Annotated in this window: 23 protein-coding genes; 8 read left to right on the top strand and 15 right to left on the bottom strand. The window is 46.2% G+C overall.

Translation table 11 applies throughout. The features are described from left to right. Nucleotides 1–358: 358 nt before the first annotated feature. Nucleotides 359–1138, bottom strand: a complete 780-nt coding sequence (locus tag A37S_RS0105250; RefSeq protein WP_028296070.1) for a response regulator transcription factor — start codon at nt 1136–1138, stop codon at nt 359–361. A 5-nt stretch (nt 1139–1143) separates the two neighbouring features. Beyond that, nucleotides 1144–4269 carry a ligand-binding sensor domain-containing protein gene (locus tag A37S_RS0105245; protein WP_028296069.1) on the bottom strand — a complete coding sequence of 1042 codons (3126 nt, stop codon included), beginning with the start codon at nt 4267–4269 and terminating at the stop codon, nt 1144–1146. 250 nt (nt 4270–4519) lie between these two features. On the opposite strand from A37S_RS0105245, the gene A37S_RS0105240 reads away from it, so the two are divergent. The 5 genes from A37S_RS0105240 (at nt 4520) to pncA (ending at nt 10698) form a co-directional block, all read left to right on the top strand. Further along, nucleotides 4520–5608, top strand: a complete 1089-nt coding sequence (locus A37S_RS0105240; protein ID WP_051292745.1) for a glycoside hydrolase family 43 protein — start codon at nt 4520–4522, stop codon at nt 5606–5608. 165 nt (nt 5609–5773) lie between these two features. Continuing rightward, entirely contained in the window at nt 5774–7057 is a 1284-nt protein-coding gene (locus tag A37S_RS0105235; RefSeq protein WP_028296067.1) for a Gfo/Idh/MocA family protein, read from the top strand. 116 nt (nt 7058–7173) lie between these two features. Further along, nucleotides 7174–8583, top strand: a complete 1410-nt coding sequence (locus A37S_RS23695; RefSeq protein WP_342663585.1) for a 3-keto-disaccharide hydrolase — start codon at nt 7174–7176, stop codon at nt 8581–8583. Nucleotides 8584–8610: 27 nt separating this feature from the next. Next, entirely contained in the window at nt 8611–10035 is a 1425-nt protein-coding gene (locus A37S_RS0105225; RefSeq protein ID WP_342663584.1) for a Gfo/Idh/MocA family oxidoreductase, read from the top strand. A 54-nt stretch (nt 10036–10089) separates the two neighbouring features. Then, the gene (pncA, locus tag A37S_RS0105220) at nt 10090–10698 is read left to right on the top strand and encodes a bifunctional nicotinamidase/pyrazinamidase (protein ID WP_028296065.1); all 609 of its coding nucleotides are present in this window, start codon (nt 10090–10092) and stop codon (nt 10696–10698) included. Nucleotides 10699–10708: 10 nt separating this feature from the next. On the opposite strand, the gene glk is transcribed toward pncA, so the two are convergent. From glk to A37S_RS0105180, 8 genes are all read right to left on the bottom strand, one after another. After that, nucleotides 10709–11752: a glucokinase gene (gene glk, locus A37S_RS0105215; protein ID WP_028296064.1), complete on the bottom strand. Its 1044-nt coding sequence runs from the start codon at nt 11750–11752 to the stop codon at nt 10709–10711. A gap of 61 nt (nt 11753–11813) precedes the next feature. Next, on the bottom strand, nt 11814–12935 hold the full coding sequence (locus tag A37S_RS0105210) for an ABC transporter permease (RefSeq protein WP_028296063.1): 1122 nt from the start codon (nt 12933–12935) through the stop codon (nt 11814–11816). After that, nucleotides 12932–14044: an ABC transporter permease gene (locus tag A37S_RS0105205; protein ID WP_028296062.1), complete on the bottom strand. Its 1113-nt coding sequence runs from the start codon at nt 14042–14044 to the stop codon at nt 12932–12934. Before A37S_RS0105205 ends, A37S_RS0105210 begins: the two co-directional genes overlap by 4 nt. An 11-nt stretch (nt 14045–14055) precedes the next feature. Next, nucleotides 14056–14799, bottom strand: coding sequence for an ABC transporter ATP-binding protein (locus tag A37S_RS0105200; RefSeq protein ID WP_028296061.1), 744 nt, complete (start codon nt 14797–14799; stop codon nt 14056–14058). A 21-nt stretch (nt 14800–14820) separates the two neighbouring features. After that, entirely contained in the window at nt 14821–15753 is a 933-nt protein-coding gene (locus A37S_RS0105195; RefSeq protein ID WP_245586312.1) for an ABC transporter ATP-binding protein, read from the bottom strand. Beyond that, nucleotides 15750–16700: an HlyD family secretion protein gene (locus tag A37S_RS0105190; RefSeq protein WP_028296059.1), complete on the bottom strand. Its 951-nt coding sequence runs from the start codon at nt 16698–16700 to the stop codon at nt 15750–15752. The genes A37S_RS0105195 and A37S_RS0105190 overlap by 4 nt, the downstream gene beginning before the upstream one ends. Nucleotides 16701–16759: 59 nt before the next feature. Then, nucleotides 16760–18049: a TolC family protein gene (locus A37S_RS0105185; RefSeq protein WP_028296058.1), complete on the bottom strand. Its 1290-nt coding sequence runs from the start codon at nt 18047–18049 to the stop codon at nt 16760–16762. A gap of 59 nt (nt 18050–18108) precedes the next feature. Further along, nucleotides 18109–18720 carry a TetR/AcrR family transcriptional regulator gene (locus A37S_RS0105180; protein WP_028296057.1) on the bottom strand — a complete coding sequence of 204 codons (612 nt, stop codon included), beginning with the start codon at nt 18718–18720 and terminating at the stop codon, nt 18109–18111. Nucleotides 18721–19020: 300 nt separating this feature from the next. Between A37S_RS0105180 and A37S_RS0105175 the strand changes: the two genes are divergently transcribed. From A37S_RS0105175 to A37S_RS0105165, 3 genes are all read left to right on the top strand, one after another. Beyond that, nucleotides 19021–20169, top strand: a complete 1149-nt coding sequence (locus A37S_RS0105175) for a BamA/TamA family outer membrane protein (protein ID WP_028296056.1) — start codon at nt 19021–19023, stop codon at nt 20167–20169. 127 nt (nt 20170–20296) lie between these two features. Further along, nucleotides 20297–20515, top strand: coding sequence for a hypothetical protein (locus tag A37S_RS0105170; protein WP_028296055.1), 219 nt, complete (start codon nt 20297–20299; stop codon nt 20513–20515). Between the two features lie 26 nt (nt 20516–20541). Beyond that, complete coding sequence (locus A37S_RS0105165; protein ID WP_028296054.1) at nt 20542–21078, top strand: hypothetical protein; 537 nt, start codon at nt 20542–20544, stop codon at nt 21076–21078. Between the two features lie 20 nt (nt 21079–21098). Here A37S_RS0105165 and rimK read toward each other — a convergent pair whose 3' ends face one another. From rimK to A37S_RS0105140, 5 genes are all read right to left on the bottom strand, one after another. Continuing rightward, nucleotides 21099–22034: a 30S ribosomal protein S6--L-glutamate ligase gene (rimK, locus tag A37S_RS0105160; RefSeq protein WP_051292743.1), complete on the bottom strand. Its 936-nt coding sequence runs from the start codon at nt 22032–22034 to the stop codon at nt 21099–21101. A 243-nt stretch (nt 22035–22277) separates the two neighbouring features. Next, nucleotides 22278–22721 (bottom strand): ATP-dependent zinc protease family protein, encoded by a 444-nt coding sequence (locus A37S_RS0105155; RefSeq protein WP_028296052.1) that lies wholly within the window; start codon nt 22719–22721, stop codon nt 22278–22280. 106 nt (nt 22722–22827) lie between these two features. After that, nucleotides 22828–24006 carry an AIR synthase related protein gene (locus tag A37S_RS0105150; protein WP_028296051.1) on the bottom strand — a complete coding sequence of 393 codons (1179 nt, stop codon included), beginning with the start codon at nt 24004–24006 and terminating at the stop codon, nt 22828–22830. Nucleotides 24007–24089: 83 nt separating this feature from the next. Continuing rightward, entirely contained in the window at nt 24090–24464 is a 375-nt protein-coding gene (locus tag A37S_RS0105145) for a DUF423 domain-containing protein (RefSeq protein WP_028296050.1), read from the bottom strand. 139 nt (nt 24465–24603) lie between these two features. After that, nucleotides 24604–26793, bottom strand: a complete 2190-nt coding sequence (locus tag A37S_RS0105140) for a glutamine synthetase III family protein (protein WP_028296049.1) — start codon at nt 26791–26793, stop codon at nt 24604–24606. Nucleotides 26794–26849: the final 56 nt, after the last annotated feature.

Here is a 26849-nt window from a genome sequence, read left to right as displayed (position 1 = left end):
CTATTTATCCTTATACCTTTCGGTCTTGGATCGGGATAGTAGCCTATATATTTTGAATGTTTTTGTTGTGCCGATGCTGTCTTTTAATCGGAATTAGTTTATAAATGGTTATCACATCATTCAATAGTCAAATTTCATCAATGTGTTCATAAAAAAAATACCTATTCGTCTCAATAAATTGTTAATTCGTATCAACGTTAAGGACAAACCGAGGGCAGGATGCACTTATAAGCCATTAGTCTGAGAATGTGTTGGTTTTGTTTTTTTTCGAAACAATCTGTGGTCATTGATTAGAGAAACCTAGCCCAAATCGCTCGGCGTAAAAGATTTTTCGTTATAGCGACCCAACACACTATTGCTATTGCCTGCCCGCCACGTACTCTTTGGGGCTCATACCGAATCGTTTCTGGAAATTTCTGGTAAAATGTGAGGGGGTACTGAATCCAAGCTTATGGGCAATCTCATAGATCCTGTATTCGCCTTCCAATAGGAGCTGTGCTGCGCATTTCAACCGCGTGACATTGATCAGCTCGTTGGGCGACAGATCCGAGAGCACCTTGATCTTGCGGTAGAGCGTAGGCCGGCTCATGTACATGTGCTCCGCCAACATATCAACGCACAAAGATGGTTCGGAAATGTTTTCGAGGATCAATCTGTTTAGCTTTTTTAAGAAAACTTGGTCGGACTTGTTGTGTGCGATACTATCCAGAGGGGCAGAAGGTGTGTTTTGGTAATGCTCATGCACATGCTTCCTATTGCGCAGCAAGCTGGCAATCTGTGCCTGCAGAAAGTGCGGAGAGAAAGGTTTTTCGATGTAGGCGTCGGCACCGTACTCCAGGCCCTCAATTTTTGATTGCAGGCTGTTCTTGGCTGTAAGCATGATGAAAGGAATATGGCTGAAGTATATATCTTCCTTGATTTTGGTGCAAAATTCGTAACCGTCCATTACGGGCATCATAACGTCACTAACAATCAGGTCTACATCATTTACCTGCAAATAGTCTAATGCCTCTTTTCCGTTCGAGGTTTGTATGATCTCATACTGTTCTTCCAAATCGTCCGCAATAAAGTCGAGGATCTCCTGATGGTCATCTGCCAAAAGAATCGTCGATTTCTCGGAAAAAAAATCAGTCTTCATAAGATCTATAATGGTATTTCTAAAACAAATATATTCAAATTTTCTGAGTTGTCAACGTACAGGAGTGAACCTCCATGCAATGTTGCAAAAGAATGGGCCAAGGCCAGGCCCAGTCCCGACCCCTTGATTCTAAAATGCGAAGAGGCCCGTTGAAAGGGTTTGAATATCTGTTGGATATCTTCTTCGGTAAGTCGGACACCATCGTTTTTTACTTCAACGCGGAAGGTCTGATTGCCCAGATCTTCCTTTAGGGTCACCTGCACCGTTTGGTCGGCATATTTAATTGCATTGGACAAGAGGTTGGTCAGTATCTTGTAGATGGTCTCGATATCTATATCCGCTTCTACTTCGTCCAGATCCGTCTGGAGAATGAGTTTTTTACTTTCTATCAGCGGCGAGAACTCTTGAAGGCATAATTGTAGCAGTTTGCTGATTCTATGTGGCTGGAGCCGTAGCGAAAATTGATTGCTCTCGATTTTTCTAAAGTCCAGAAGGTTGTCCGTCAGCGTAAGCAGCTTTTCCGTGTTTTGATGGATAGTATGCAACCATTTGTCCGTTTTTTCTTTTGGGGCTCCATGGATGATCCTTTCCAAAGGGCCTTTTATCAGCGTCAGAGGTGTCTTGATGTCATGGGTAATGCGCATGAAAAAATCCATCTTGGCCTTATAAAGTTCCTGTTCTTTATGGCTTTTGATGATTTCAAGCCGTCTTCTATTCTTCTCTTTGATGCGGCGATCATATAGATATACAACATAGCATATTATACATAGTGCCAAGAACAAGTACGTAGCGTACGCCGGCGTGCTGGCCCACAGCGGCGGTTTAATACGGATATGGAGTGACCTGCTTTGCGAAATAGGGGTGCCATTGGCATCAGCGGCCATGACCTGAAAGGTGTAATTCCCTGGAGGGACTTTGGTAAAATGAGCTTTCCCGTTGCTTCGCAAAAAAGTCCATGCGGTATCAAGGCCAAGCAGCCTGTAAAGATAGGAGGTAGACTTGGCTGCCACAAAATTCAATGCGGCAAAATCGATGCTGATCGTCGATTCATCGTGGTTCAATACGATTTGATCCGTATAGATGACAGATTGTTGGAGATGTCCATCCGTGCCTCCAATTGTCAATTCGCGTTGATGGGTTTGTATACCGGTGATGTAGATAGGCGTTTCCGGGTTGGTCTTATAACGGTCGGTCATGAGTTGCGGATTGAAACGGATCAGGCCGCGAGACGAACCGAAGTAAAGATAGCCTTGAGTATCCTTAAAGGCCGAATTATAGTTGAACTGTAGGCCTAAAAGCCCCAATTCCGTGTCGAACACTTCGATGCTATACCTGCGGGTGTTCATTTTGACCAATCCACGTGAGGTGCTGATCCAGAGATTTTGGTCATCGTCTTCCTCAAAGCCAAGGATCAGGTTGCTGGGAAGGCCGTCCTCCTTAGTGATCCTGCGAAATTTATTCGTTTTTTCGTTCCATATGGCTATCCCGTTTTCGGTTGCGATCCATATTTCACCTTTTGAATTCTGGAATACACGATTGACGCGGTTACTATTGAGCGATTGTTTGTCCTGGGCCTCATGCGCAAAACGAAGGAGGTCACCAGTCTGGGGAGAAAGCCTGATGGCGCCGTCCCGCCAAGTCGATAGCCAGATGTTTCCTACCCTATCTTCGTAAATCGAGGTGTAGAAGATATGTTTTTGTAGATGTGCTATGGGCTGAAAGCGGTCTTGTCCGGGAAAAAACTCGTATGCCCCGCGTGAAGTGGCCAAAAGGATACGGCCGGCGCGCGTACGGTAAATTGAGAACACGAAATTATCACCAAGGGCACCATTGGTGTTTCTGACATCGAAGTGTTTAACCACCCTGTGGGTACGGATATCGATGACGTCCATACCCTGATGGAACGTACCGACAAAAAGGCTGTCTCCACTGACAGCCATACCATGTATATTACTGTGCGCCAAATGGTTGCTTTGACCCAACGTCTCAAAGCTATTTTCGCGCGGATTCCAGAACGTAAGCCCTTGGTCTTCTGTACCTATCCAGAGATTGTGGTGGCGGTCTTCAACCATTTCACGGATGACATATCCGCGGATCGAATTGGGCTTAGATCGTGGGAATATCTTCTCAAAATAGGTGTGTTGCGGATGATAATAATGCACCCCGCCAAAATATGTGCCAATCCAAATACCCTCTTGATGATCCTTGGAGATGGTATAGATCGCATTGTCTGTTATGCTCCAGGGATTGTCTTTTTCATGTCGTAAGAGGCGGTAGTCCTTTGTCTGTGTGTCATAAATAAATAGCCCCCCTTCTGAGGCGATCCAAATAGACCTGTCGTCTACCTCCATCACATCGCGTATGTACAAGGGTACATGGGGAAGCGGATTGGCAATAATCTGGTCGATATGTTGCAGCTTGGCTTCGTACTTGAACAATCCTTCTTTTGACGTCCCTATCCAAATATCATTGTTATGATCTACGTACAGTTTTTTGATCTCCATAGTAATGGAGGAGTCGATCGGGAGGGGGTGGACGATATTTTTTGTCAGGCAAATCAAGTTGTTACGCGCGCCGACCCAAACGTCCCCATCCCTATCAAAGCAAAAATGCGACACGTGGTACCAATCGCTGTTGGTTTTCTTTTGAAGCTGCTTACTGCCCGTATCATAATAAAAAAGTTCGTGGTTAGCAATAAGCCATATGTTGCCCGAGGCATCTTCTTCAATTTGGAGAATCTCCCGGTCATAGAGACCTTCCAAGGTCGTAAAGCGTTCTTTTCTAGGATCGAATATATAGACGCCTTGATCGGTACCTATCCAGATCTGGTTGTCCTTGCTGACTGCAATACTATGGATGAAGTTACTGCCTAACCCATGGTCGCTTTCAGTATCAGCATAGAAATGCCTGAAATTGTATCCGTCGAACCGATTGAGTCCATCACGGGTTCCGAACCACATAAAACCATTTTTGTCTTGTGCACTGCAGAGCACGGAATTGTTGGAAAGACCATTTTCAACTTGATAATGGTTGAAATAGTATGTCTGCGCGACCGCCCGATGCGTCCTAAAGCACAGAAATGTGAAGTATAAGACACCTGCTGTTTGTAACAAAAACCTCGTGATTCTCATAGCTGATACGATTTGGGTTTATTTTGAATAAAAACGACAATTTTTTGCAAGTAATAATCTCCATCTTTGTTCTTACCGATTAGTGGAGAAAAACCTGTTATGCTAATTTTAGCTTTTGCGTCGGTTCATAATCAGCATCAGGTACAATTATAAACAAAACGCAGAATATTCAAAATGTTCACCAAAGATATAGCGATGATTCATACCCATAGTACAAGCAGTTCCTGTTTTTTAATTATTAAGATAGCTGATGAATAGATGGTTTTTTTTAGTAATATGGTTAGGATTTAGTCTATTTGGCTGTTCAGGTGAACGGGCTGAGCTTTCCCACAATCCCTTAGATGTGGCCTTTGGTGACCCTTTCATTTTGTACGACGAGGATACCGATCGTTACTATATGTACGGTACAGGTGGAATCGAAAACGGATTTATGGCCTATGTTTCGGACGATCTGAGGAAATGGGAGCCTCAAGGTACAGTGTACACGTCCAAGCAAGAGAAAGCTTGGGGAACGAAAGATTTTTGGGCGCCTGAAGTGTACAAAAGGGAAGGAAAATACTATATGTTCTACAGTGCGCATTGGAAAGAAAATCCCAACAATGAACTGGAGAACTACCGGATTGGTGTTGCAGTCTCCGATAGTCCTACAGGCCCGTTTATTGACATGACTGGAACGCCCCTTTTTGACCCAGGTTATCCGATTATCGATGCAAATGTGTATTTTGGCGAGGATGACAAACTGTACTTATACTATTCCAGGTGTTGCTACAAAAATCCGGTGGAATCCGAAATAGCAGACTGGGCACGCAAGAAAGGGCTATACGACGAGATCGAAGAAAGTTGGGTCTATGGCGTAGAGTTGGCCAGCGATTTTTCGTCCGTTATCGGTGAGCCGCAGTTGCTCCTTCGTCCACCTCTATCTATGGACGACAAGCAGGCCGAATGGGAAAGCCGGTCGGTTACCTCGGGAGAGGTCAACAGGCGATGGACAGAGGGATCGTATCTCTTTAAGCACGATGGGTTGTATTACATGATGTACTCGGCCAACCATTTTGCCGGCGAGAACTATGCCGTTGGCTATGCCACATCGAGCGACCCATTAGGTCCGTTTGAGAAGTCCGTCGCTAATCCCGTCTTGCAAAAAAACAAACACGAAGGTGGCGTCGTTTCGGGTACCGGGCATAACAGCATATTGAAAGACAGAGACGGAAAGGTGTGGTGTGTTTACCATGCACGAACCGACCGAACAGGCAATGAAAGGATGGTCTTTTTGGACAAGATGGAAATTCTGCCCAATGGCCAACTGGTTATACATGGCCCTACGGTCAAACCTCAATAGCGATAAGGTAAGCGGGCATGCCCCATTCGCCGGAGAAAAACAAGACCAAAAAGAAAAATACAACAATAAAATTAAAAGTAGACAGTTAATCTGATACATATAACCATTAAAAACCAATACAAAAAGAACGCAAATTGTCGAGAATTCAAAAAAACGGATTATTTCATGAATAGAAAAGATTTCCTGAAAGCTTCTACTTTTCTTGCCGTTTCCACGGTCTGTTCGCGTGCCAACGCATTTGCGTCGGTAGATGCAAAGATCCGGGTAGGCCTCATAGGCGTAAACGGCATGGGATGGTCTGATTTGAACGCTTTGCTAAAGGATGATAGGGTCGTCTGTACCGCATTATGCGATGTCGACGAAAACGTTCTTCAAAAACGTCTGGACGAATTAGTCCAAAGAGGCATCAACGCCAAATCGTACATCGACTATAAAGCGATGCTCCATGACGACGTGGTCGATGCGGTCATTGTCGCGACACCGGATCATTGGCATTGCCTCCAGATGATCGATGCCGTGAGTGCCGGGAAGCACCTCTATGTGGAGAAACCGATAGGGAATTCCATCCGCGAATGTGAAGCGATGGTAGCGGCCGTACGTCGTCATAACAGCATCGTGCAGGTGGGGCAGTGGCAACGCAGCCAGCAGCATTTTCGAGATGCCATAGATTTTGTTCATTCGGGAAAACTGGGCAAAGTACGGCTCGTCAAAGCCTGGTCTTATGTAGATTGGAAAAAAAACATCGTACAAAAGCCAGACGAGGCGATTCCCGCCGGCGTACATTACGACAAGTGGCTAGGACCCGCACCGACCAGACCATTTAATAGAAACCGTTTCCATTTTGAGTTCAGGTGGTTTTGGGATTATGCCGGAGGACTGATGACCGACTGGGGCGTGCACTTGTTGGATTATGCCATGCTTGGAATGAAAGCCACCGTTCCGAGATCGGTCATGGCTACTGGAGGGAACTTTGCCAATCCGGATGGCGCGGCCGAGACTCCTGACACGATGACGGCAGTATATGAATTTGACGATTTCTATATTCAGTGGGAACACGCCATTGAAATAGGCCAAGGGCCTTATGGCAGAAATCACGGCATTGCCTTTATCGGCAATAACGGAACACTCGTGTTGAACAGAAGCGGTTGGGAGGTCATTCCCGAAAAGGATCAGATGGAGGCTATCCCACTGCAACCGGCAACCGACAACGGATTAGAAAGGCACATGCAAAACTTCGTGGACGCGATACGCCAAAAAGATGGCGGCCTACTGAACGCGCCGATCGAAGCAGGGGCCCGTATCGCAATCCTTTCACAGATGGGAAACATCGCATACAGGACAGGAAAGAAGTTGTTTTGGGATAACGCCGGCAGGAAATTCACCGACAAGAAAGCAAACAGCTACTTGATGGCGGCTTACCATAACGGGTATAAGATGCCGAAGGCCTGAGCAAGACGGCTGCTGATTTTGGATGTGGATAGACGGTCTAAGCCCACAGACGGTTTTTTTGGCTTCGAGATGATTAAAGAGAATAGATATAGACATAAATCCCAAAAATAAACCCAATGATGAACACAAGAAAAACATTGACCTTTTTTTACAAAGTGTTTCCTGCATGTGGTATGCTGCTGTTATGCTTGTTACACGGTGCGCAAGCCCAGACTTCCAACAGCAAAAAAGGCTGGAAAGACCTATTCGACGGCAAGACGTTGGCAGGCTGGAAAGTCGTAGGAGGAAATGCACCTTATACCGTAGAGGGCGATGCCATTGTAGGCACGATGACGAAGGGCACGCCCAATTCGTTCCTGGTGACGGAACAGGAGTACGGCGACTTCATCCTGGAGCTCGAAGTGAAACTGGAAGGCGACCAGACCAATTCGGGCATACAGACCAGGAGCCACTTCGATGCTTCGGCCAACGGTGGGAAAGGCGTGCTATACGGGCGGCAGATCGAGATCGATCCCACGGCACGTGCCTGGACCGGCGGTGTGTACGACGAGGCACGCAGGGGCTGGCTTTACCCATTGGATCTGAACGAAAAAGCAAAAAGCGCTTACAAAGCAGGCGAATATAACCACGTTCGTATCGAAGCCATCGGAGACGAATTGCGCAGTTGGATAAACGGCGTGCCCACGGCTTTCGTGATCGATACGGTAGACGCTAGCGGGATTATCGGCCTGCAGGTACACAGCGTCTCCGATGCCTTGCAGGGAAAGAAAGTGTATTTCAAAAATATACGTATACAGACCGAGGGGCTCAAATCCAAGGCTTTCCCCAAAGACACATACATTGTCAACCTCAAGCCCAACGACTTAAGCACGGTGGAAAAGAACGCGGGATATGCCCTACTATTCGATGGGCAGCATATGGAACAGTGGCGAAGCGTCCACAGTGATGACTTTCCCGCCAAAGGCTGGAAAGTCAGTGACGGCAAGATCACCGTATTGAAGTCGGACGGAGGAGAGTCCACCAATGGCGGGGACATCATCACCCGTGATCAGTATGCTGTTTTCGATCTGTCGTTTGAGTTCAAGCTGACGCCCGGTGCTAATAGCGGCGTAAAATATTTTGTGACGCTGAAGGAGAAGACAGTAGGATCGGCCATCGGCCTGGAATTTCAGGTACTGGACGATGCGCTACACCCCGATGCCAAGATGGGACGGGACGGCAACCGTACATTGGGTTCGCTGTACGACCTGATTACATCCAACAGGGACGAGCGGGCGCGCCGTCCAATAGGGGAATGGAACAGGGGGCGCATTGTCGTCACTGCAGACAACAAAGTCACCCATTACCTCAACGGCATCAAAATGCTTAGTTATGAGCGCGGCTCCAAAGAATTCCGTGACTTGGTCGCACTCAGCAAATACAAGGATTGGGACAATTTTGGCGAAGCAAAAACAGGCCATATCCTCTTGCAAGACCATGGTGACGAGGTCTCTTTCCGAAGCATCAAGGTCAAGAAGACAAAATAGTTTATCCTTCACCCTATACAGAACCATATGAACTATATGAACCATTATTTATCACGCCGCAGTTTCATTGCCAAGACGGCAATGGCCGGAGGAGCGATGTTATTGTCGAACAGTGTGCTAGGCAAGGTGAGCCTGGCAAAGCCGAACGAACGGGTAAACCTTGCCTGCGTGGGCATCGGCAACCGTGCAGCAGAGATTATCAAAGAACTGTACAAGACCGGGCTATGCAACATCGTTGCCCTGTGCGATGTAGATATGGGTGCAAAGCAGACCCTAGAAATCCAAAAAATGTTTCCCGATGTGCCGCGTTTTCAGGATTTTCGGAAGCTGTTCGACACGATGGGCAACCAGATCGATGCCGTGTCCATAGCCACCCCGGATTTTGCCCATTTTGCGGTGGCCATGATGGCGATGGACCTCGGCAAGCATGTGTACGTCGAAAAACCACTGGCTCGAACTTTTTTTGAGAACGAGCTCTTGATGCAAAAGGCAAGGAAATTCCCGACGGTGGTGACGCAGATGGGAAACCAAGGGCATTCCGAGGCCAACTATTTTCAGTTCAAGTCCTGGCATGAAGCCGGAATCATAAAAAACGTGACACGCATCGATGCGCATATGAACCTGGCTAGGAGGTGGCACGGCTGGGATCCCAATATCAAGAATTTTCCTCCACAGGAACCGACTCCGGCGACGTTGGATTGGGAAATATGGCAAATGCAGACGTGGGGGCACAACTACAACAAGGATTTCGTGAATGGACAATGGCGCTGCTGGTTCGACTTCGGCATGGGCGCATTGGGCGATTGGGGAGCACATATACTCGATACTGCGCACGAATTTTTAGCCCTGGGCTTGCCGACCAAAGTCGAGGCCTTATTTCTGGAAGGCCACAATTCCTTTTTCTTCCCGATGTCTTCGACATTGAAGTTCCACTTCCCTAAGCGTAGAAGCATGCCAGCAGTAGAGATCAATTGGTACGACGGACTGGACAACCTACCGCCAATCCCGAACGGATATGGCGTCTCGGGACTCGATCCCAATATTCCCCCACCGAGTACCGGCGAGATTGAACCGGCAAAACTCAATCCCGGAAAGATCATCTACTCGAAAAACCTCACCTTCAAGGGCGGTTCGCACGGTAGCACCTTGCAGATCATTCCCGAGGACAAAGCAGAGGATATGGCAGGGAAGCTTCCCGAAGTGCCAACCTCCCCGTCCAACCATTTCGAAAACTTCCTCAAAGCTTGCAAAGGCGAGGAAAAAACGAGGTCCCCATTTGAAATTTCGGCACCTCTGAGCCAGGTCTTTTGTCTGGGCGTCATCGCGCAGCGACTAAATGCTCGGTTCGATTTCGATCCTGTGAAAAAGGAAGTGGTCAACAACAGCTTTGCAAATGCCCTCTTGGTGGGACCGCCACCCGTCAAAGGTTGGGAACAGTTCTACAAAGTGTAGTCAGTGTTTTTTCTGCTATTGCACAGGAAAAATATATTTGTCACCTTTATGGCTATGAAAGCGCTCATTGTGGTAGACATGCAATACGATTTTCTCCCTGGCGGGGCACTGGCCGTAAATGAAGGTGATGCCATTATCCCTATCATCAACGACCTGATGGCTCATTATGATCTGGTAGTAGCCACCCAAGACTGGCATCCGCAGGAGCACGAAAGCTTTGCCTCCAATCATGTTGGAGGCAAAGTATTTGATCAAATTGAACTAAATGGCCTGCCACAAACGCTATGGCCAGACCACTGCATACAGGGAACAAAAGGAGCCGATCTATCCGATCAGCTTGACCAAAGACCCATCGCTGCCCTATTCCGCAAAGGCATGGACAAAACAATAGACAGCTACAGTGGATTCTTCGACAATGGACATGTAAAGAATACGGGACTGGGGTCATACCTGCAAGGGATGGCAGTAGAAGAAGTGCACGTCTGTGGTTTGGCGGCCGATTATTGCGTGTATTATACGGCACAAGATGCGCTTCAGCTAGGTTTCAAAGCAGCCATCGTACAAAACGCCACGAAACCGATCGATTCAACCAATTTTGAGATTTTGAAAGATCAATTTATCGCAGAAGGTGGCAGCATAATAATCGGCCACTCATTCGGGTAATAACAGGAAGCTAGTAATCACCAAAAGCACCATAATAGGCCGCACCAATAAGTGCTGCCTTGCTGTTCAATATCACCTTAATAGGTATTTCCTGCAACAGTTCCGTCATTCGCTCATTTTGGATAAATTGCTCGCGAAATAGCTCCTTACGCAAAAGCGGGTATATCCTTGGCGGTATGCCGCCGCCCAGCAAAAGTCCTCCAGTGGCCTTTAACTTCAATGCCAGACTGGTAGCCTCACGTGCCATATAGCTTACAAACAGGTCCATGGCCAGTATGCAGGTCGCATCCAACTCCCGCATGGCTGTATGCGTGACCACTGCAGTAGGATTGCTCTCATTTTTGAAGTTCTCTTTGAGCCAAGCAGGTTCCTTGTATCCCTTAGCATCGCGAAGAAAGCTGTATATCCGGAAGATGCCCGGGCCAGATACCACATACTCCCAATTCACGATGCCTGTGCTTTGCTTGAGATAGGCTTGAAGTTCTTGGTCAATATCGGTTCTGGGAGCAAAATCACTATGCCCACCCTCCGTGGCAAAAGGTCGGAATGCACTACCATCCCAAAACATGCCCGCCTCTCCCAATCCGGTGCCTGGAGCCAATATGGCCATATTTCCCTGTACTAATTGTTCCTTGTCAAATATGGTAGCGATATCTTCTTCATGGAGTCCCGCCAAACCATAGGCCGTAGCTTCCAAATCGTTTATGATAACCACATTGCCAATTCCCAAATCTTGTTGCAGCAGTTCGCCGTCCAACTCCCAGTCCAAATTCGTTAGTTTCACCTTGTTGTCCAGAACAGGGCCAGCAACACCTATGGACAGAATGGTAGGCTGTTGTAATATCTCTTGAGCCAGTAAGAACTTCTTCACAATTTCATTAAACGTAGCGTGCGCCTTTGATGGGAAGGTAGCTTCGCGCAGCAAAGAAAGCGCGGATCCGTTCATCTTAAACAAACCTAGGCTGGTTTTCGTGCCCCCTATATCGGCGGCCAGCACAATCATATCCTTGTTTGAATTTTTATCCTTATTGGGCAAGTATAATGAATAGGACATCGCTATTTAATTTGACGTGAAAAACTCCGTTAATAAATAAAAGTGACGTAAATATAAAATTTTAATTTGTCTTCCTATAATTCCATATAGCCCAACCGTTCAGTACGATGGCAAAACAGATAAGGTACAGAAATTCATATTTCACATCATCAAAGCCGCTCCCTTTTAAGATGATCATTCGGTCTACACGAATAAAATGGGTCACAGGGGTCAAATTGGAAATAACCTTGGACCATGGGGGCATGCTATCCGTAGACGTAAAAAAGCCGCTCATGAGGATAAAAATCATCATGAAAAAGAAAGCAATGAACATAGCCTGCACCTGATTTTCACTGTACGTGGAAACCAACAGACCGAATCCCAAAACCGCGACCATATACACCGCAGCGAAGCTATAAAGCAAAAGCAGGCTCCCCTGAGCCACAATGCCGTATACCAACCATGAGATCAATAACCCAAGTGTGAAAACCACCATACCGATGATCCAAAATGGAATAAGCTTGCCCAAAATAAATTGCCATTTCTGGATGGGGGTTACGTTGATTTGCTCTATGGTACCCACTTCTTTTTCCCTGACAATATTGAGCGCGGTCATGAAACCGCCTATTAAGGTGAGCAATAAAACCAATACCGCTGGCACCACATTGTACCTATACTCGGCCCGCGGATTGAACCAATTGGCATAGGTGATATCAATCTGATCCTGCGGTGATGATGCAGCGATGATTGCCTTTTGGTTAATCTCCAAATTGGCATTGAAATCGGCTATGACTGTATTTAAATAATTCCCGCCTATCCCTGCCTTTGCTGCATTGACAGCATCTACCGAAATAGCTACTTTTTCATGTCCTTCTCGCACCAAGTTGCGTTCAAAACCCAGTGGAATTTCGAGCACGAGATCGGCCCTTTCCTTCTCCAGATAGAATAATGCCCCCAGAAAGGAATCCTCCATACTTACTATCCTGAAAAACCCAGAGGCACCAATCTTGGAAATCAGTTGTTGGGAATAGCTACTATGGTCATGGTCTACCACGGCCAGCTGCACATGCTTAACCTCAAAGTTCATCGCAAGTGGCAAGACAATGAGCTGCATGGTAGGCATTACCAGCATCATGGCCAGAATGGTCTTATCACGAAATATCTGCCTAAATTCTTTCTGCAAAATAAATCTCAACACTTTCATTGCAATCTGATTTTAAAGTTCTTAAGCGCGATGAACAACAGGGAAATAGCCATCCCAAACAACACCAATGTCTCCTTCCAGACGGACTGGAAGCCGAGCCCTTTGAGCATGACGGATTTGACGATGAGGAAATACCATCGGGAAGGAACAATATTGGAGATGACCTGAAAAGGCTTGGGCATATTTTCCAATGGCATGATAAATCCCGTGAAAATAATGGTGGGCAACATCATCGCCATCAGGCAAATCAGCAAAGCCGTTTGCTGTGAAGCGGTCACATTGGAAATCAACAGTCCCAGCGATAAACAGGTAATGATGAAAAGCGTACTTTCGAGAAACAGGAGCAGTATACTACCCTTTATCGCGATATCCAACAAGAAAACCGTGAGGAGCAATATCAAGGTAAAATTGGCAATAGACAGGAGCAAATAAGGTACTGCTTTGGCTATTAGCACCATGATAGGTTTGAAGGGCGATACCAATAGAACCTCCATCGTTCCCATTTCTTTTTCTTTCACGACAGATACAGAAGTCAAGGCGGTGCAGACAATCATCAATATCAAAGCCATCACTCCCGGGATAAAATTGAGGGAACCATTGCCCTCCTCATTGTAGAGCATGCGCATCTCGGGCACTATGGTATAAGGCATGATGCTTGGTGTAGCGAATACTTGTTTTTGGAAATCGCCAATGATCCTACTCAGGTAGTTGACAATCGTCTTTGCAACATTAGGATCGGAACCATCGGCAATAATCTGTACCTGTGCACTTCCTCCATGTTTCAGGTCGTCCGAAAAGTTTGCTGGGATAATCAGCGCGCTTTTGGTATTGCCTTTTTTTAGCTTGGCTTCAATAGCCGTATAGGCCATTCCGGGGTCTTCTTCTACGATGAAATAAGCAGAAGCCCTTATTTTATCGGTCAGTTGGCCCGACAGTGCATCCTGTGCCTTATCGACAATCAGCAACTCCACATTTTTCACCTCATTGTTAAGCGCAAAGCCAAACAGCACGATCTGTACTACCGGTAGGCCAAACATAATGAGCAACGTGCGCTTATCACGGAATACGTGGTAAAATTCCTTTCTGATAAATATGAATAATTGTTTCATGCGTATGCAATTTAGTCACCAGTACGCTTAGCGCCCATGGCCAATCGATAAAATACCCCGTCCATGTCATCGGCACCATATGTTTCCTTTAGCTTGTTTGGGGTATCAAGTGCCTCCACGCGACCGTCAACCATGACCGATACCCGATCGCAGTATTCGGCCTCGTCCATGTAATGCGTCGTAACGAAAACGGTAATCCCGGACGATGCCGCCTCATAGATCATATCCCAAAACTGCCTGCGTGTCAGCGGGTCTACACCGCCAGTAGGCTCGTCAAGAAACACGATCTTTGGCCGATGGAAAATAGCGGTCGAAAATGCCAGTTTCTGCTTCCAGCCCAATGGCAAATCGGACACTAGTTTCTTTGCCTCCCGCTCCAGTCCCAAATCCTTTACTAGCAAATCGCTTCTTTCCTTTATTTCCTTTCTGGAAACGCCATAGACCCCTCCAAAAAATTCGATGTTCTCCAACACGGTGAGGTTCTCATATAAAGAGAACTTTTGGCTCATGTAACCGATATGACGCTTGATATCTTCTTGTTGCCTATACACATCAAATCCTGCTACGATGGCCTCCCCAGAAGTGGGATAAGACAATCCACATAAGATGCGCATGGCCGTTGTCTTACCAGCTCCATTAGCACCCAAAAAACCAAAGATCTCACCTTTTGCCACCTCGAAGGATATCTGGTTCACTGCATAGAAGTCACCAAATTGTTTGGTCAAATCTTTGCATATAATTACTTTTTCTGCCATGTCCGTGTTTCTATGGTTCGACTATTCCTCCTCGTTCATCAATCGAATGAAGCTATCTTCAATGCTTGGTTCTATCAATTTTACTAGCACCTGCTCATGACCCTTGCGCTCTGCCACATGCCGTAACCAGTCCTCTCCATCCACCTTGTCGCTCTTCAGCGTAACGTGAAGAAACTCGCCAAAGGCATAGCAACTTTGCACCTCTGCCAATTGTCTCAGGTCTATGAGCAAAGCGTACACGTTTTTTGACTTGACGGCATAGAGCTTGGCAGGAAAATCCTTGACGATATTGTCGGGTGTATTGACCGACATCAGCCTGCCCTGCTGCATGAGGGCTATACGCTCACATAGCTTGGCCTCATCCATATAGGGCGTAGACACCAATATGGTGATTCCCTGCTGTTTCAGCCTTTTCAGCATATCCCAGAATTCCTTTCTCGATACCACATCCACACCTGTAGTTGGCTCATCCAAAAGCAGTACCTCGGGCTTATGGATCAGTGCGCAGCAAAGCGCCAATTTTTGTTTCATTCCTCCCGAAAGCTTTCCGGCCCGTCTGTCCTTAAAAGGCTTTATCTGATCATAGATATCCTGGATAAGCTCGTAGTTTTGCGCCATGCTAGTACCGAAGACATTGGCGAAGAAATCCAGGTTTTCCTGTATGGTCAAATCCTGATACAGCGAAAACTTACCGGGCATATAGCCTACCCTGTTACGAATCTCCCGAAAGTCCTTCACCAAATCATATCCGGCCACATTGGCTGTCCCCCCATTTGCGAGCAATAGGGTCGTCAAAATCCGGAAAATAGAAGTCTTTCCCGCCCCGTCCGGCCCAATGAGCCCAAAAAGTTCTCCTTGCTTCACTTGCAGCGATACGTCGTCTACCGCCAAAACCTTCCCTTTATCATAGGTCTTGGTAATATGATTTAGGCTAACGGCTATCTTTTCCATCATTTTGCATCATTTTCACCCCATAGTACCTCACCGTACATGCCTATCTTGAGATAACCGTCGTTCTTCACCCGCACCTTAATGGCGTACACCAAATTGGCCCTTTCCTTTTTGGTCTGAATTGTTTTTGGCGTAAACTCGGCCTTGTCCGATATCCAAGCAATAGTCCCTGTATAGTTTTTATAGGCCTTGTCTCCTTGGTCAATGCGCACGGTAACTTGTTGTCCCAATTTAATACTGGACAACTCATCACCGGTAGTATAGGCACGCAAGCTTAAGGTATCGGTATTGGCTATTTTATAGAGCGGTTTACCCATCGTGGCCATCTCTCCCTTGAAGGCATACTTGCTTAGCACAGTGCCGTTTACTGGATTTATGATACGACCGCGATCCATCTGTTCCTGAAACTGTTTAGCGGTCACTTCCAAAGGTGTTCGTTCGCTCAACACCCCACGGTTATAGGTCTCCGTGTTGGATTCGTAGAGGTTTATCTGTTCCTTGGTAGCCACTATTTCCTTCTCCAACTGCTCGATACCTGCATCTGCGTCATCGAGCTGCTTGCTGGTGGCCGCATCGGCCTTTACCAGATTTTCCGTACGGAAACGTTCTCTTTGCTGCTGCGCCAGCAATGCCTGCTGCACGGCCAATTGCTTTCGCACTACCGCTACCTGTGCGTCTGACGTGTTGGTTTTTTCTCGCAGTGCTGCTATGGTAGCCTCTGCCTGTTGTTTTTGGAGACTGGGGATGGTCACATCTATCTGTCCAAGGGTATCTCCCGCCTTGAGCACATCGCCCTCATTCAATGCAAAGCGCAAGAGTTCGCCACTTTGCTGGGCAGAGACGATGACTTCATCGGCTTCGAAACTGCCCGATGCATTGTAATCGATCTTTGTGGAGCAAGCAGACAAACATTGGCCCGCTAGCCATACTAGAAATAAGTATCTTTTCATATGTATATAATTTGTTTTTTAATGTCCATTCGCCAGTTGGCGGATTCATTTACTTGTCATCAGTGATTACCGGAAATATTTTGTTGCTTATATTGTGCCTGTAGGAGCTGTACGGTGTGCAATATGCGTGTCTGCCTGGCCAAATGCTCGGCATTGAGCTGCGAGATATAATCGTGCGTAGTGGCCACACCGTTTTCCAATTGGGCCAATGCTGCTTTCCTAACGGATTCACGCAAGGCGATAGCTTCCTCATCGCGCTGCAGCAATAAGTGGTATTTGGCGATATCGCTATCTTGCTGCTTCAGTTGCATCTTCGTGTTGAGTACAAAAGTCTCCAGATCTGCATCAATATTCTTTCGACTGATATCCAAATTATTTCGAGTGTTCTTCAAGGTATAGAGGCTGCCCAGGTTCCATGTGAGCCGAAGCCCGCCCACATACCACGATCCAAAATCGTTACTGATGATATTTAACGTGGGGCGTCCATATGCGCCTTGAAAGAAAGCACTGATGCGCGGTAAATATTCGCCCCGTAACTTCTTTTCCTCCACGTCCAGTAGGCTTTTCTGCAATTGGTATAGCTTGACTTCCGGCCTGTTAATCTCATGGGCTCCCGCTGGCATATCGGGCATAACAAGTACTGTCTCTTTGTCCCACTCCTTGCCGACCAATAGGCCCAGCATCTGCATATAAGCCTTGCGATTGGCATCCAACTCGATGGAAGCCATTTCCACATTGACCAATTCGGCTTTCAATTCGTCTACGTTGCTTCTAAAGGCCGTACCATATTTCAAGGCTGCATCCATTTTTTGCTTGCCACTTTCGATATTTCCCTTTCTGATCTCATTTTGCTTCAGCTGTTCTTCCAACATGATGATCGCGAAAAACAGCTGATCGATCCGTTCTTTCACTACGTGGAAAGACACTTCCAGTCCTTGTCTTTGAAGAGAATCATTGGCCTTGATGTAGGCTCGCTGATTGGAGACCGCACCGGCATCATAGATGTTTTGCGACACTTCTGCCTGCAAGCGGTATTGATCTTTGCTGAGTTGTGGCAAGGGTGTACCTTCCGGTAGAAAGGAGCCCATTACATTGGAAAAATTGACCGTTTCCGACTGATAGCTTGCCTGCCCGTTGATGCCCAACTGCGGAAGGTAAAGCTTGCCGGCATTGGCCAATGAATAAGCACTGCTCTTGCCTATCAAATCGAGCTTACGGATAAGGGGGTAGTTTTCCCGGGCCCAAGCATAGCATTCGTCCAAGGAAATAGCCATTTGCTGCGCCGATAGGCCGCAAGGCCATAAGGATAACCCCCACATCAGGAACAATATTTGAGGAATCTTTCTCATAAAAAATATTCAATTGATTTAATCATTTGATTAATTATAGTTCAAAAAAAATCTAAGTCCTATTCTTTTAACATATCGGCAATCCACATAGGAACAAGCTTCTTTCTTTCATCCATCATAGCCTTAAAAGCAACCATGTCGACAACTCCTGCCCTTTGCAGGATGGGATTGGCGATAAAAGGAAACAACAGCATGCCCAACATATTCAACAAAAAATGCACCGGAGAGACATCCTTCTTTTTCTCTCTTATCTGACGTACCAAGACAGAATGCTCGAGCAGCTCTTTAACTGGCAACTGGGCAAAGGGACCTTCATTACCGGTTCTCAGCTCATTGAGCACAAAAATGGGAAGATCCGGATTCTTAAACAGCATATTGATATAGTTTTGTGCCAATAGTTGCAATTTTGTTTCTAGATCAGTAGACTCGTCCCTAATTATCGGAATCAAAACGCCGAACAACTGCTGTATCTTTTCGGACATGACCATTTGGAACAGCTTCTCCTTGCTTCGGAAATAGTAGTGCAGCATGGCCATATTGATGCCCGATTCTTCTGCTATGTCCCTGGTGGTAGCTGCTGCATAGCCTTTTTGGGTAAATACTTTGCTGGCCGCTTCCTTAATCTTTTCCTCCGTAGACACATCCAGTTCTGCCTTTTTCTTTCTGCCCATATGAGTTATACAAAAAAACTTGACTGCAAAGAAAGGCAATTATTTTTATTAATCAAACGATTAATAAAAATAATTGCCCCATTTGTAATGGTAAGGTAAACAAAAAAATGTTTGCATATATTTTCCGAACCACCATACTGACTATTTCACCTTAATAGTCAGTCCCGTATGCTCTTCTGCTAGCTGGAACAAAAGGAACTTATTGAAAAAGAACAAGTAGCGTTTTAGGAATGATATCGTTATTATTGCAATATAAGTAGTGGTAGGGATTGGTCCGTGCATTGAATTTTACGATAAATCATGTCTATTGGTAGAGTTATTACCCTTTTATTTTTCTTAGCATGTATAGCGGTATTCGTGCCGGTAGAAGCGCAAGAACCTGGAAAAGGTTGGCTTTGGCGTTATGTCAACTCCATTATCAACGATACCACTGCTGCAGACAAAGCCAATTTTACGGTTTATCCCACGTTTGCATCGGCACCAGAAACGGGAATAGAGCTCGGAGCTTCTATTCTGAAACTGTTCTATGCCAAGGACGACACGCTCAACCGCTTGAGTGAGTTGCAGGCTTTCACTTTTTTCACCTTTAAGGCCCAGTACGGCCTTGTCTTGGAAAATGCTATATACGGGGATAAAGACAAGTGGTTTTTTCTGGGTGAAACCAAAATACAGCAATTTCCACTTTCTTATTATGGCATAGGTCCCAATACATCAGGCCACAACCCTGCATTGGTAGATGCTTTCCAGGTCTCATTTAGGCAACGGGTGCTAAGGAAAGTGAAGAAAAACTTCTTCCTAGGCCCTGAAGTGGATTACCAATTGTTGTCGGGTGTGCAGTTTGAACAGCCACAAGAGGGCATGCCTCATGCTGTGCCACGTGGAGGCCACGGAACACAAAATCTAGGTCTCGGGATGGGTTTAGTATACGACGACCGCCACAATGTGCTTAATGTACGAAAGGGCAAGTTTGGAGAAATAGCCTATCTGGGCTATCTCAAGGGCTTTGGCAGCGATTTTGGTTTTGGCGGGGTAAACGTCGATTTCCGTTCCTACCACCCCATTGGCAAGAGCAACGTATTAGCCTGGCAAGTAAAAGGTCAATTCCTCAACGGAGAGGTACCTTTCAACCAATTGGCCTTGCTGGGTGGTGATCGGCTGATGCGGGGCTATTACCTGGGACGTTTCCGTGATAAGCACCTGATATCGGCACAGGTTGAATATAGGATATTGCCCTTTGCCTTCAGCAAGCGGTTGGGGGCCGCTGTATTTGCTTCTGCTGGCACGGTAGCTCCGCAGTTCAACGAATTTCAGATGCGCCATATGAGAGTAGCCGGGGGCCTTGGCCTGCGCTATTTGCTATTCCCAAAAAAGGACATCTACATTCGCTTCGATGTGGGCTTCACTAAAGAAGGGGCTAACTTGTATATCTTCAATGGCGAAGCTTTCTAAACTAACATGAGGCCTTTGTCTATCGGGGCACAAGACAGCTTGCCGTTTTATCATCCGCCAATCCTTTCATTTGCCGCAATAAAAATTAATCGTTAATTTTATGCATTTGAAATAAAGTATATGTCGCATGAACACGATTATCAATAGACCCCATATTTCAAGACCAGGCAAAGTAGATGTGGTTATGGCCATAGCCGCCTTAATTTTCTTTGTCTATTGCATCCTGAGCAATAGCGCTCTGATTCCCACGGCCTTGGCCTATGTCGGCATTGCTTTCGTCCTTCTGGCCAGTACCGCGAGGTTCCTTCTAGGCAAGAAACGGAACAAAGACAAGGACATATTGTAGCTCTTCAGACGGAAAGATTTCTTCCAATGGCAAAACACAAGGAAACCGACGACGTCAATTTAGCGCATATCCTAAAATATGGACGCCATAAGGTTAGCTTTCAGGACTTGCACCCCGTTATCTATCAAGGTGTCATGCTATTGCTCCTAGGCTTCGTGAATTATGGCGTCGTCCGCGATTCCAAACATAGCCAAGCTTGGCTAGCTTTTTTCATCATTGTATTCATGGCCGTTATGGCCAAGCTTATCTATGACCTCCATAAAAGATTATCTTTCTTTGGCATCACCACGCACTATGCAAAAGCCAGTAATGAGAAAATCATTCGCGACACTTTTTCCCATTTTCGCCTGCCCACCTACCAGTCTCCAAATCAACCCATACTGTATACGCAATACCAGAACAATCGCCGCTGGAACAACCCAATCAGTGTTTATGCCATCCCTTTGGATGGCGAAATCATCATCAATTTCCGAAATAGGAACTTTTGGCAGGTATTCAATTTTTCAACCAAAAACGAAGACCGCATCATCAGCCTCATGGAGTATCTAGGACAAGGAAAGTAAAAGTGCAACATCTTGCGTCCCTACAGACTGGGCACGGGTTTCTTTTTCTTCTTGAGAGGTTTGGCCTGCGCCCTGTTTTTTTCCTCCACCTGCCTTTCCAAATATTCAATCACTTTGGAGGCAATGTCTTTTTCCGTTGCCTTTTCTATTCCTTCCAAACCGGGAGAAGAGTTGACCTCCAATACCAAGGGGCCACGATCCGACTGCAACATATCCACACCACATACCGTGAGTCCCAATTCAGCCGCCGCCCTTAATGCCGTCTCTTTTTCTTCTTTGCTCAACTTAATGATTTCGGCGGAGCCACCACGGTGCAGGTTGGAACGAAACTCACCTTCCTTGGCCACGCGCTTCATCGCTCCAACCACCTTACCCCCTACCACAAAGGCCCGGATATCACAGCCCTTGGACTCTTTAATATACTCCTGGATCAGGATATTTTTTCCCATGCCGTAAAATGCCTCGATAACCGAACTAGCGGCTTTCTTGGTTTCCGCCAACACGACCCCGATGCCCTGCGTTCCTTCCAGCACTTTGATGACCAAAGGTACGCCCCCCACCATGGTCACCAGATCGTCCACATCGCTCGTATGCCGCGCAAAACCCGTTATGGGCAAACCTATACCTGCCCCCGAAAGGATCTGCATGCAGCGTAGCTTGTCGCGCGAGCGCGTAATGGCTTGGCTGGGATTGGCAGAAACCACCCCCATCAACTCAAATTGACGCACAATGGCCGAGCCATAAAAGGTAACCGAAGCTCCAATGCGTGGTATAATGGCATCAATATCGGACACATCATGTCCTTTATAATGTATACTCGGCTTTCCTTGACGAATGCCTACATAACACTGTCTGTGATCCAGCACGAAACATTGATGCCCACGCTGCTGTGCCGCCTCCACCAACCGACGGGTAGAATAAAGATTTTTATTGGTAGATAATACCGCTATTTTCATTCGAATAATTTATTTTTTTTAGCAATGAAACTTACCTGCTTACCGCAGGCGGACATAAGTTGTTCTTTATTCATCGCTTTCCGTAAGCGGCAACTTATGCAGGTTTCATATGGAAAAGAATGACCTATCTATGAGATGCAAAATACATGCCCGTATCTCCATTAAGGATCGCAAATACGATAAAGCCAAGTAAAATTGGGCTTATATAATTGGTTTTACAATAGATCTCCTATTATTATTTCGTTAACTATTTTCTTTAGAGATATGCTTTTTGGAAAGATTGGATCTGGAAACATCTACCAAGAATTTTCCCCTGATAAAGTTTCGACCTATCAGCATGGGATATTCCATTTTGGACCTATCGCGTAGCGAAAGCTCCATCTCATATTCCTGTTCAAATAATTTTACTTGTATGGTTACTACAAATCGACATTCTTCCTGACCGAAAGAGTTCTTGATCGTCATTTGCTTTTTACAGGGTAGGATAAAGCTGTCTTGCTTATTCGTCGGAGTGTGCTCATGACCAAAAGGCACAAAACGAACATAGTGCGCCCCTTTGTCCCTAAAATCTTCTATATGGACGCAATGCAGGACAGAGGTCTTGGCGCCTGTATCTACTTTGGCCTGTACTTCTGGTACGTTTAAGGTCACCAGCTCCAGGGTTTCTTTCCAGCCAATGGTCTTCAATTAATGGTTCTTGAATGGTTAATGATTAATTTATGGATCAAAACAAGCGCCGCATTGCTGCCTGACTCAGTCTAATATATGTCCCCTGATATCTAAAGACTAATTACTAATGATACACAAAAGTTCCATAAGGCGATTCGATAGTCACCTGCTTTTTTTCTGCCGCCTCTACCCTGCCTACTATTCGGGCATCTATATCGAAAGACCTGGAAATGGCGATGATATCGTCGGCCAGTTCCTCGGGCACATACAGTTCCATGCGATGCCCCATATTGAATACCTTGTACATTTCCTGCCAATCTGTTCCAGATTCCTGTTGAATGAGCTTAAACAAGGGGGGAATCGGAAAGAGGTCGTCCTTAATAACATGCAGCCCATCTATAAAATGCAACACCTTGGTTTGTGCTCCGCCGCTACAGTGCACCATCCCGTGAATACGGGAACGATATTTATCCAATACTTGTTTAATGACAGGTGCGTAGGTACGTGTGGGCGATAGCACCAGCTTGCCTGCATCTATCTCCTCGCCTGTTTCTACTTTCACTTTGTCAGTCAATGCCTTGCTACCAGCAAAAACCAGTTCATAAGGCACAGCAGGGTCATAGCTTTCGGGATAGTGCTCAGCAAGTACCTTATTAAACACATCGTGTCGGGCAGATGTCAGTCCATTGGAGCCCATGCCGCCATTGTATTCCTTTTCGTAGCTTGCCCGCCCGTAGGAAGACAAACCAACAATCACATCACCCGCTACTATACGGTCATTGCTTAGAACATCACTCCGCTTCATACGGCATGTGACGGTACTATCTACTATGATGGTACGTACCAAATCACCTACATCGGCCGTTTCGCCACCCGTGGAGTAGATACCGATGCCCAAATTACGCAAATCGGCCAATATCTCCTCCGTACCGTTTATGATCTCGGAGATGACTTCTCCCGGAATGAGGTTCTTGTTTCTGCCAATGGTGGAGCTCAACAGGATATTGTCCAAAGCGCCCACGCAAAGCAGGTCATCGATGTTCATGATGATAGCATCCTGGGCAATCCCTTTCCAAACGGAGATATCGCCGGTTTCCTTCCAGTACAAATAAGCTAGGGAAGATTTGGTGCCAGCTCCATCGGCATGCATAATGTTGCACCAAGCCTCATCGCCCCCCAATATATCGGGAATAACTTTACAAAATGCCTGTGGAAAAATCCCCTTATCGATATTTTTGATAGCATTGTGCACATCTTCCTTGCCAGCGGATACTCCGCGCTGATTGTATTTGAAATCCGACATCTTGGCGCAAACTTAGATAAAATTGCTCTTGTATGCAATTGTTAATAGTTAGTTGTTAGTGGTTAATGATCAATGGCTAATAGCTAAATGAATTTTAACAAGAGCAGAACCCAGCCTGCTACCAAGAAGAGTCCGCCAATGGGCGTAACAGGCCCTAGAAAACGAAGATTGATTTTCCAATAATCTTTAAAGGAAAGAAAATAAATACTAAAGGAGAAAAGTGCCGTGCCGATGATAACGCACCATGCGACCTTGTCGTAATTGCCGCTATCTGTGTGGGCCAGCAGTCCAATGACCAGCAGTAAAAGGGCGTGGTACATTTGATAACGTACTCCCGTCTCGAAACTGGACAATCGCTCCTCAGAAAGGATTTTCTTAAAGGCATGCGCTCCAAACGCCCCCAGCATAACGGCACTGGCGCCATAAAAAGCCCCGATAACTAAGATGGTTTCTTTCATTTGCCCAAAATAAGAATAAAAGATTAGAGACTCAAGACCAAAGCTCAAAGATTAAAAAACAAAAAATCCCCCAGCTACTGAGGGCTAGGGGACTTCGTGTTCAACCTTTATAAAAGTGTTATGTAGCAGATTTTGCTGTTCAGCGCACGAACAACAACTCGCGCAATTTAGGCAAAGGCCATTTGCTGTCGTCTACGATCTGCTCCACCTTGTTAATATGATAGCGAATTTTGTCAAAATAGGGCTTCACTTTTTCATCGTATGCGATGGCTTTCTCGCGTGTATCCTCCAGTATATTGGCTTTCTTGCGTTCTTGGCGCATGGCCTCCGCATTTTCCAGTATTTCGTTCACATGCCTAGAGATACGTTCAATGAGGTCGATTTGTGCATTGTAGGCCGTGCCTTTCAAACCTAAGTCTTTTAGGCCTTTCACATTCTCTATCAGCTGGTTCTGATAGGTAAATGCTGCCGGAGCAATGACACTATTCACCAACTCTCCGTATACACGTGCCTCAATCTGGATTTTCTTGTAATAGTTTTCCAAGAGAATTTCATGGCGTGCTTCACCTTCGCGCTTGCTCATGATGCCTAGCTCGGCAAACATATCCTCGGTTTTTTCGGAAACATATACATCCAAAGCCTTAGGCGTAGTCTTAATGTTGGAAAGACCGCGTTTAGCTGCTTCCTCTTCCCACTCTTGGCTGTAGCCATTGCCTTCAAAACGGATGGCCTTGGACTCTTTAATATATTTGCGCACGACATTTAGAAGCGCCAAATCTTTCTTAGTCCCTTTTTTGATTTGCTTGTCTACCTCTGTCTTAAACTTGATCAACTGCTCGGCTACGATGGCATTGAGCACGGTCATGGGGCTAGCCGAGTTGGCAGAAGAACCTACCGCACGGAACTCAAACTTATTGCCGGTAAAGGCAAATGGCGAGGTACGGTTACGGTCTGTATTGTCCAACTGCAGGGTAGGAATCTTGGGGATACCATGCCACAATTGTGTTTCTGCCTTCACCTTTTTGGCCACTCTTGCCGTTTCTATTTCATCTAACACGTCATTCAACTGGCTTCCCAAGAAAATGGAGATGATAGCTGGCGGCGCCTCGTTGGCACCAAGACGATGGTCATTGCTCGCAGTAGCAATAGATGCACGCAGCAAATCCGCGTGCTCGTATACGGCACGGATGGTATTGACGAAGAATGTCAAGAACATCAAATTGTTTTTGGGCGTTTTCCCCGGAGACAAAAGGTTGACTCCCGTGTTGGTAATCAATGACCAGTTGTTGTGCTTACCTGAACCATTGATGTCGGCATAAGGCTTTTCGTGCAGTAGCACCTTGAAGTTGTGACGCAGCGCTACCTGCTCCATGAGGTTCATCAACAATTGGTTATGATCTATGGCCAAGTTGATTTCCTCAAACATAGGTGCACATTCAAATTGCGAGGGGGCTACCTCGTTGTGACGGGTCTTCAAGGGAATGCCCAGCTTTAATGCTTCCACTTCCAGATCAGACATAAAGGCTAATACACGCTCCGGAATGGCGCCAAAATAATGATCTTCCAGTTGTTGTCCCTTGGCGGCCATATGACCGAAGAGGGTACGACCCGTGATCTGAAGATCTGGACGAGCATTGTACAATGCCAGATCTACCAAGAAGTACTCTTGCTCGATACCCAATGACGCAAAGACCTTGGTAATGCTCTTATCAAAATAATTGGCCACATCTACCGCTGCCTTGTCCAGGGCGTTCAGTGTCTTCAACAGTGGTGCCTTGTAGTCAAGCGCCTCCCCTGTATAGGAAAGGAAAACCGTAGGAATACACAGGGTTTTGCCGGCTCCCGTCTCATAGAGGAAAGCAGGAGAAGAAGGATCCCACCCCGTGTAACCTCTAGCTTCAAACGTGTTCCTGATACCTCCATTAGGGAAACTAGAAGCATCTGGTTCTTGTTGCACTAAAGCTCCGGCAGTAAATTTTTCTATTGCAACCCCGTCTGCCCCCGGCTCGAAGAAAGCATCGTGCTTTTCCGCCGTAGCACCGGTCAATGGCTGAAACCAATGGGTATAGTGGGTAGCACCGTTACTGATAGCCCAACTTTTCATGGCCTGTGACACGTGTTCGGCAAGATCCAAATCAATGGCCTCACCAGCATCAATCACATCCAACAATTCTTGATAAACGTTTTTGGGCATGTAGTCCTTCATCTTTGCGATAGTAAATACATTTTTCGCGAAAAAAGAGGACGCTTTTTCTACTGCAAATTCTTGAGCAGCTGTTTTTGGGCGAGAAATAGCAGCTTTCACTGCACTAAATCTAAGGTTTGACATGTTTAGTCCTGATTTTATTACTTTAAGACGTTGTTTTTCGATATTTGGGTAAAAAT

It is taken from the genome of Olivibacter sitiensis DSM 17696, from assembly GCF_000427965.1.
Lineage (GTDB): Bacteria > Bacteroidota > Bacteroidia > Sphingobacteriales > Sphingobacteriaceae > Olivibacter > Olivibacter sitiensis.
This window is presented reverse-complemented; position numbering and strand designations above follow the sequence as displayed.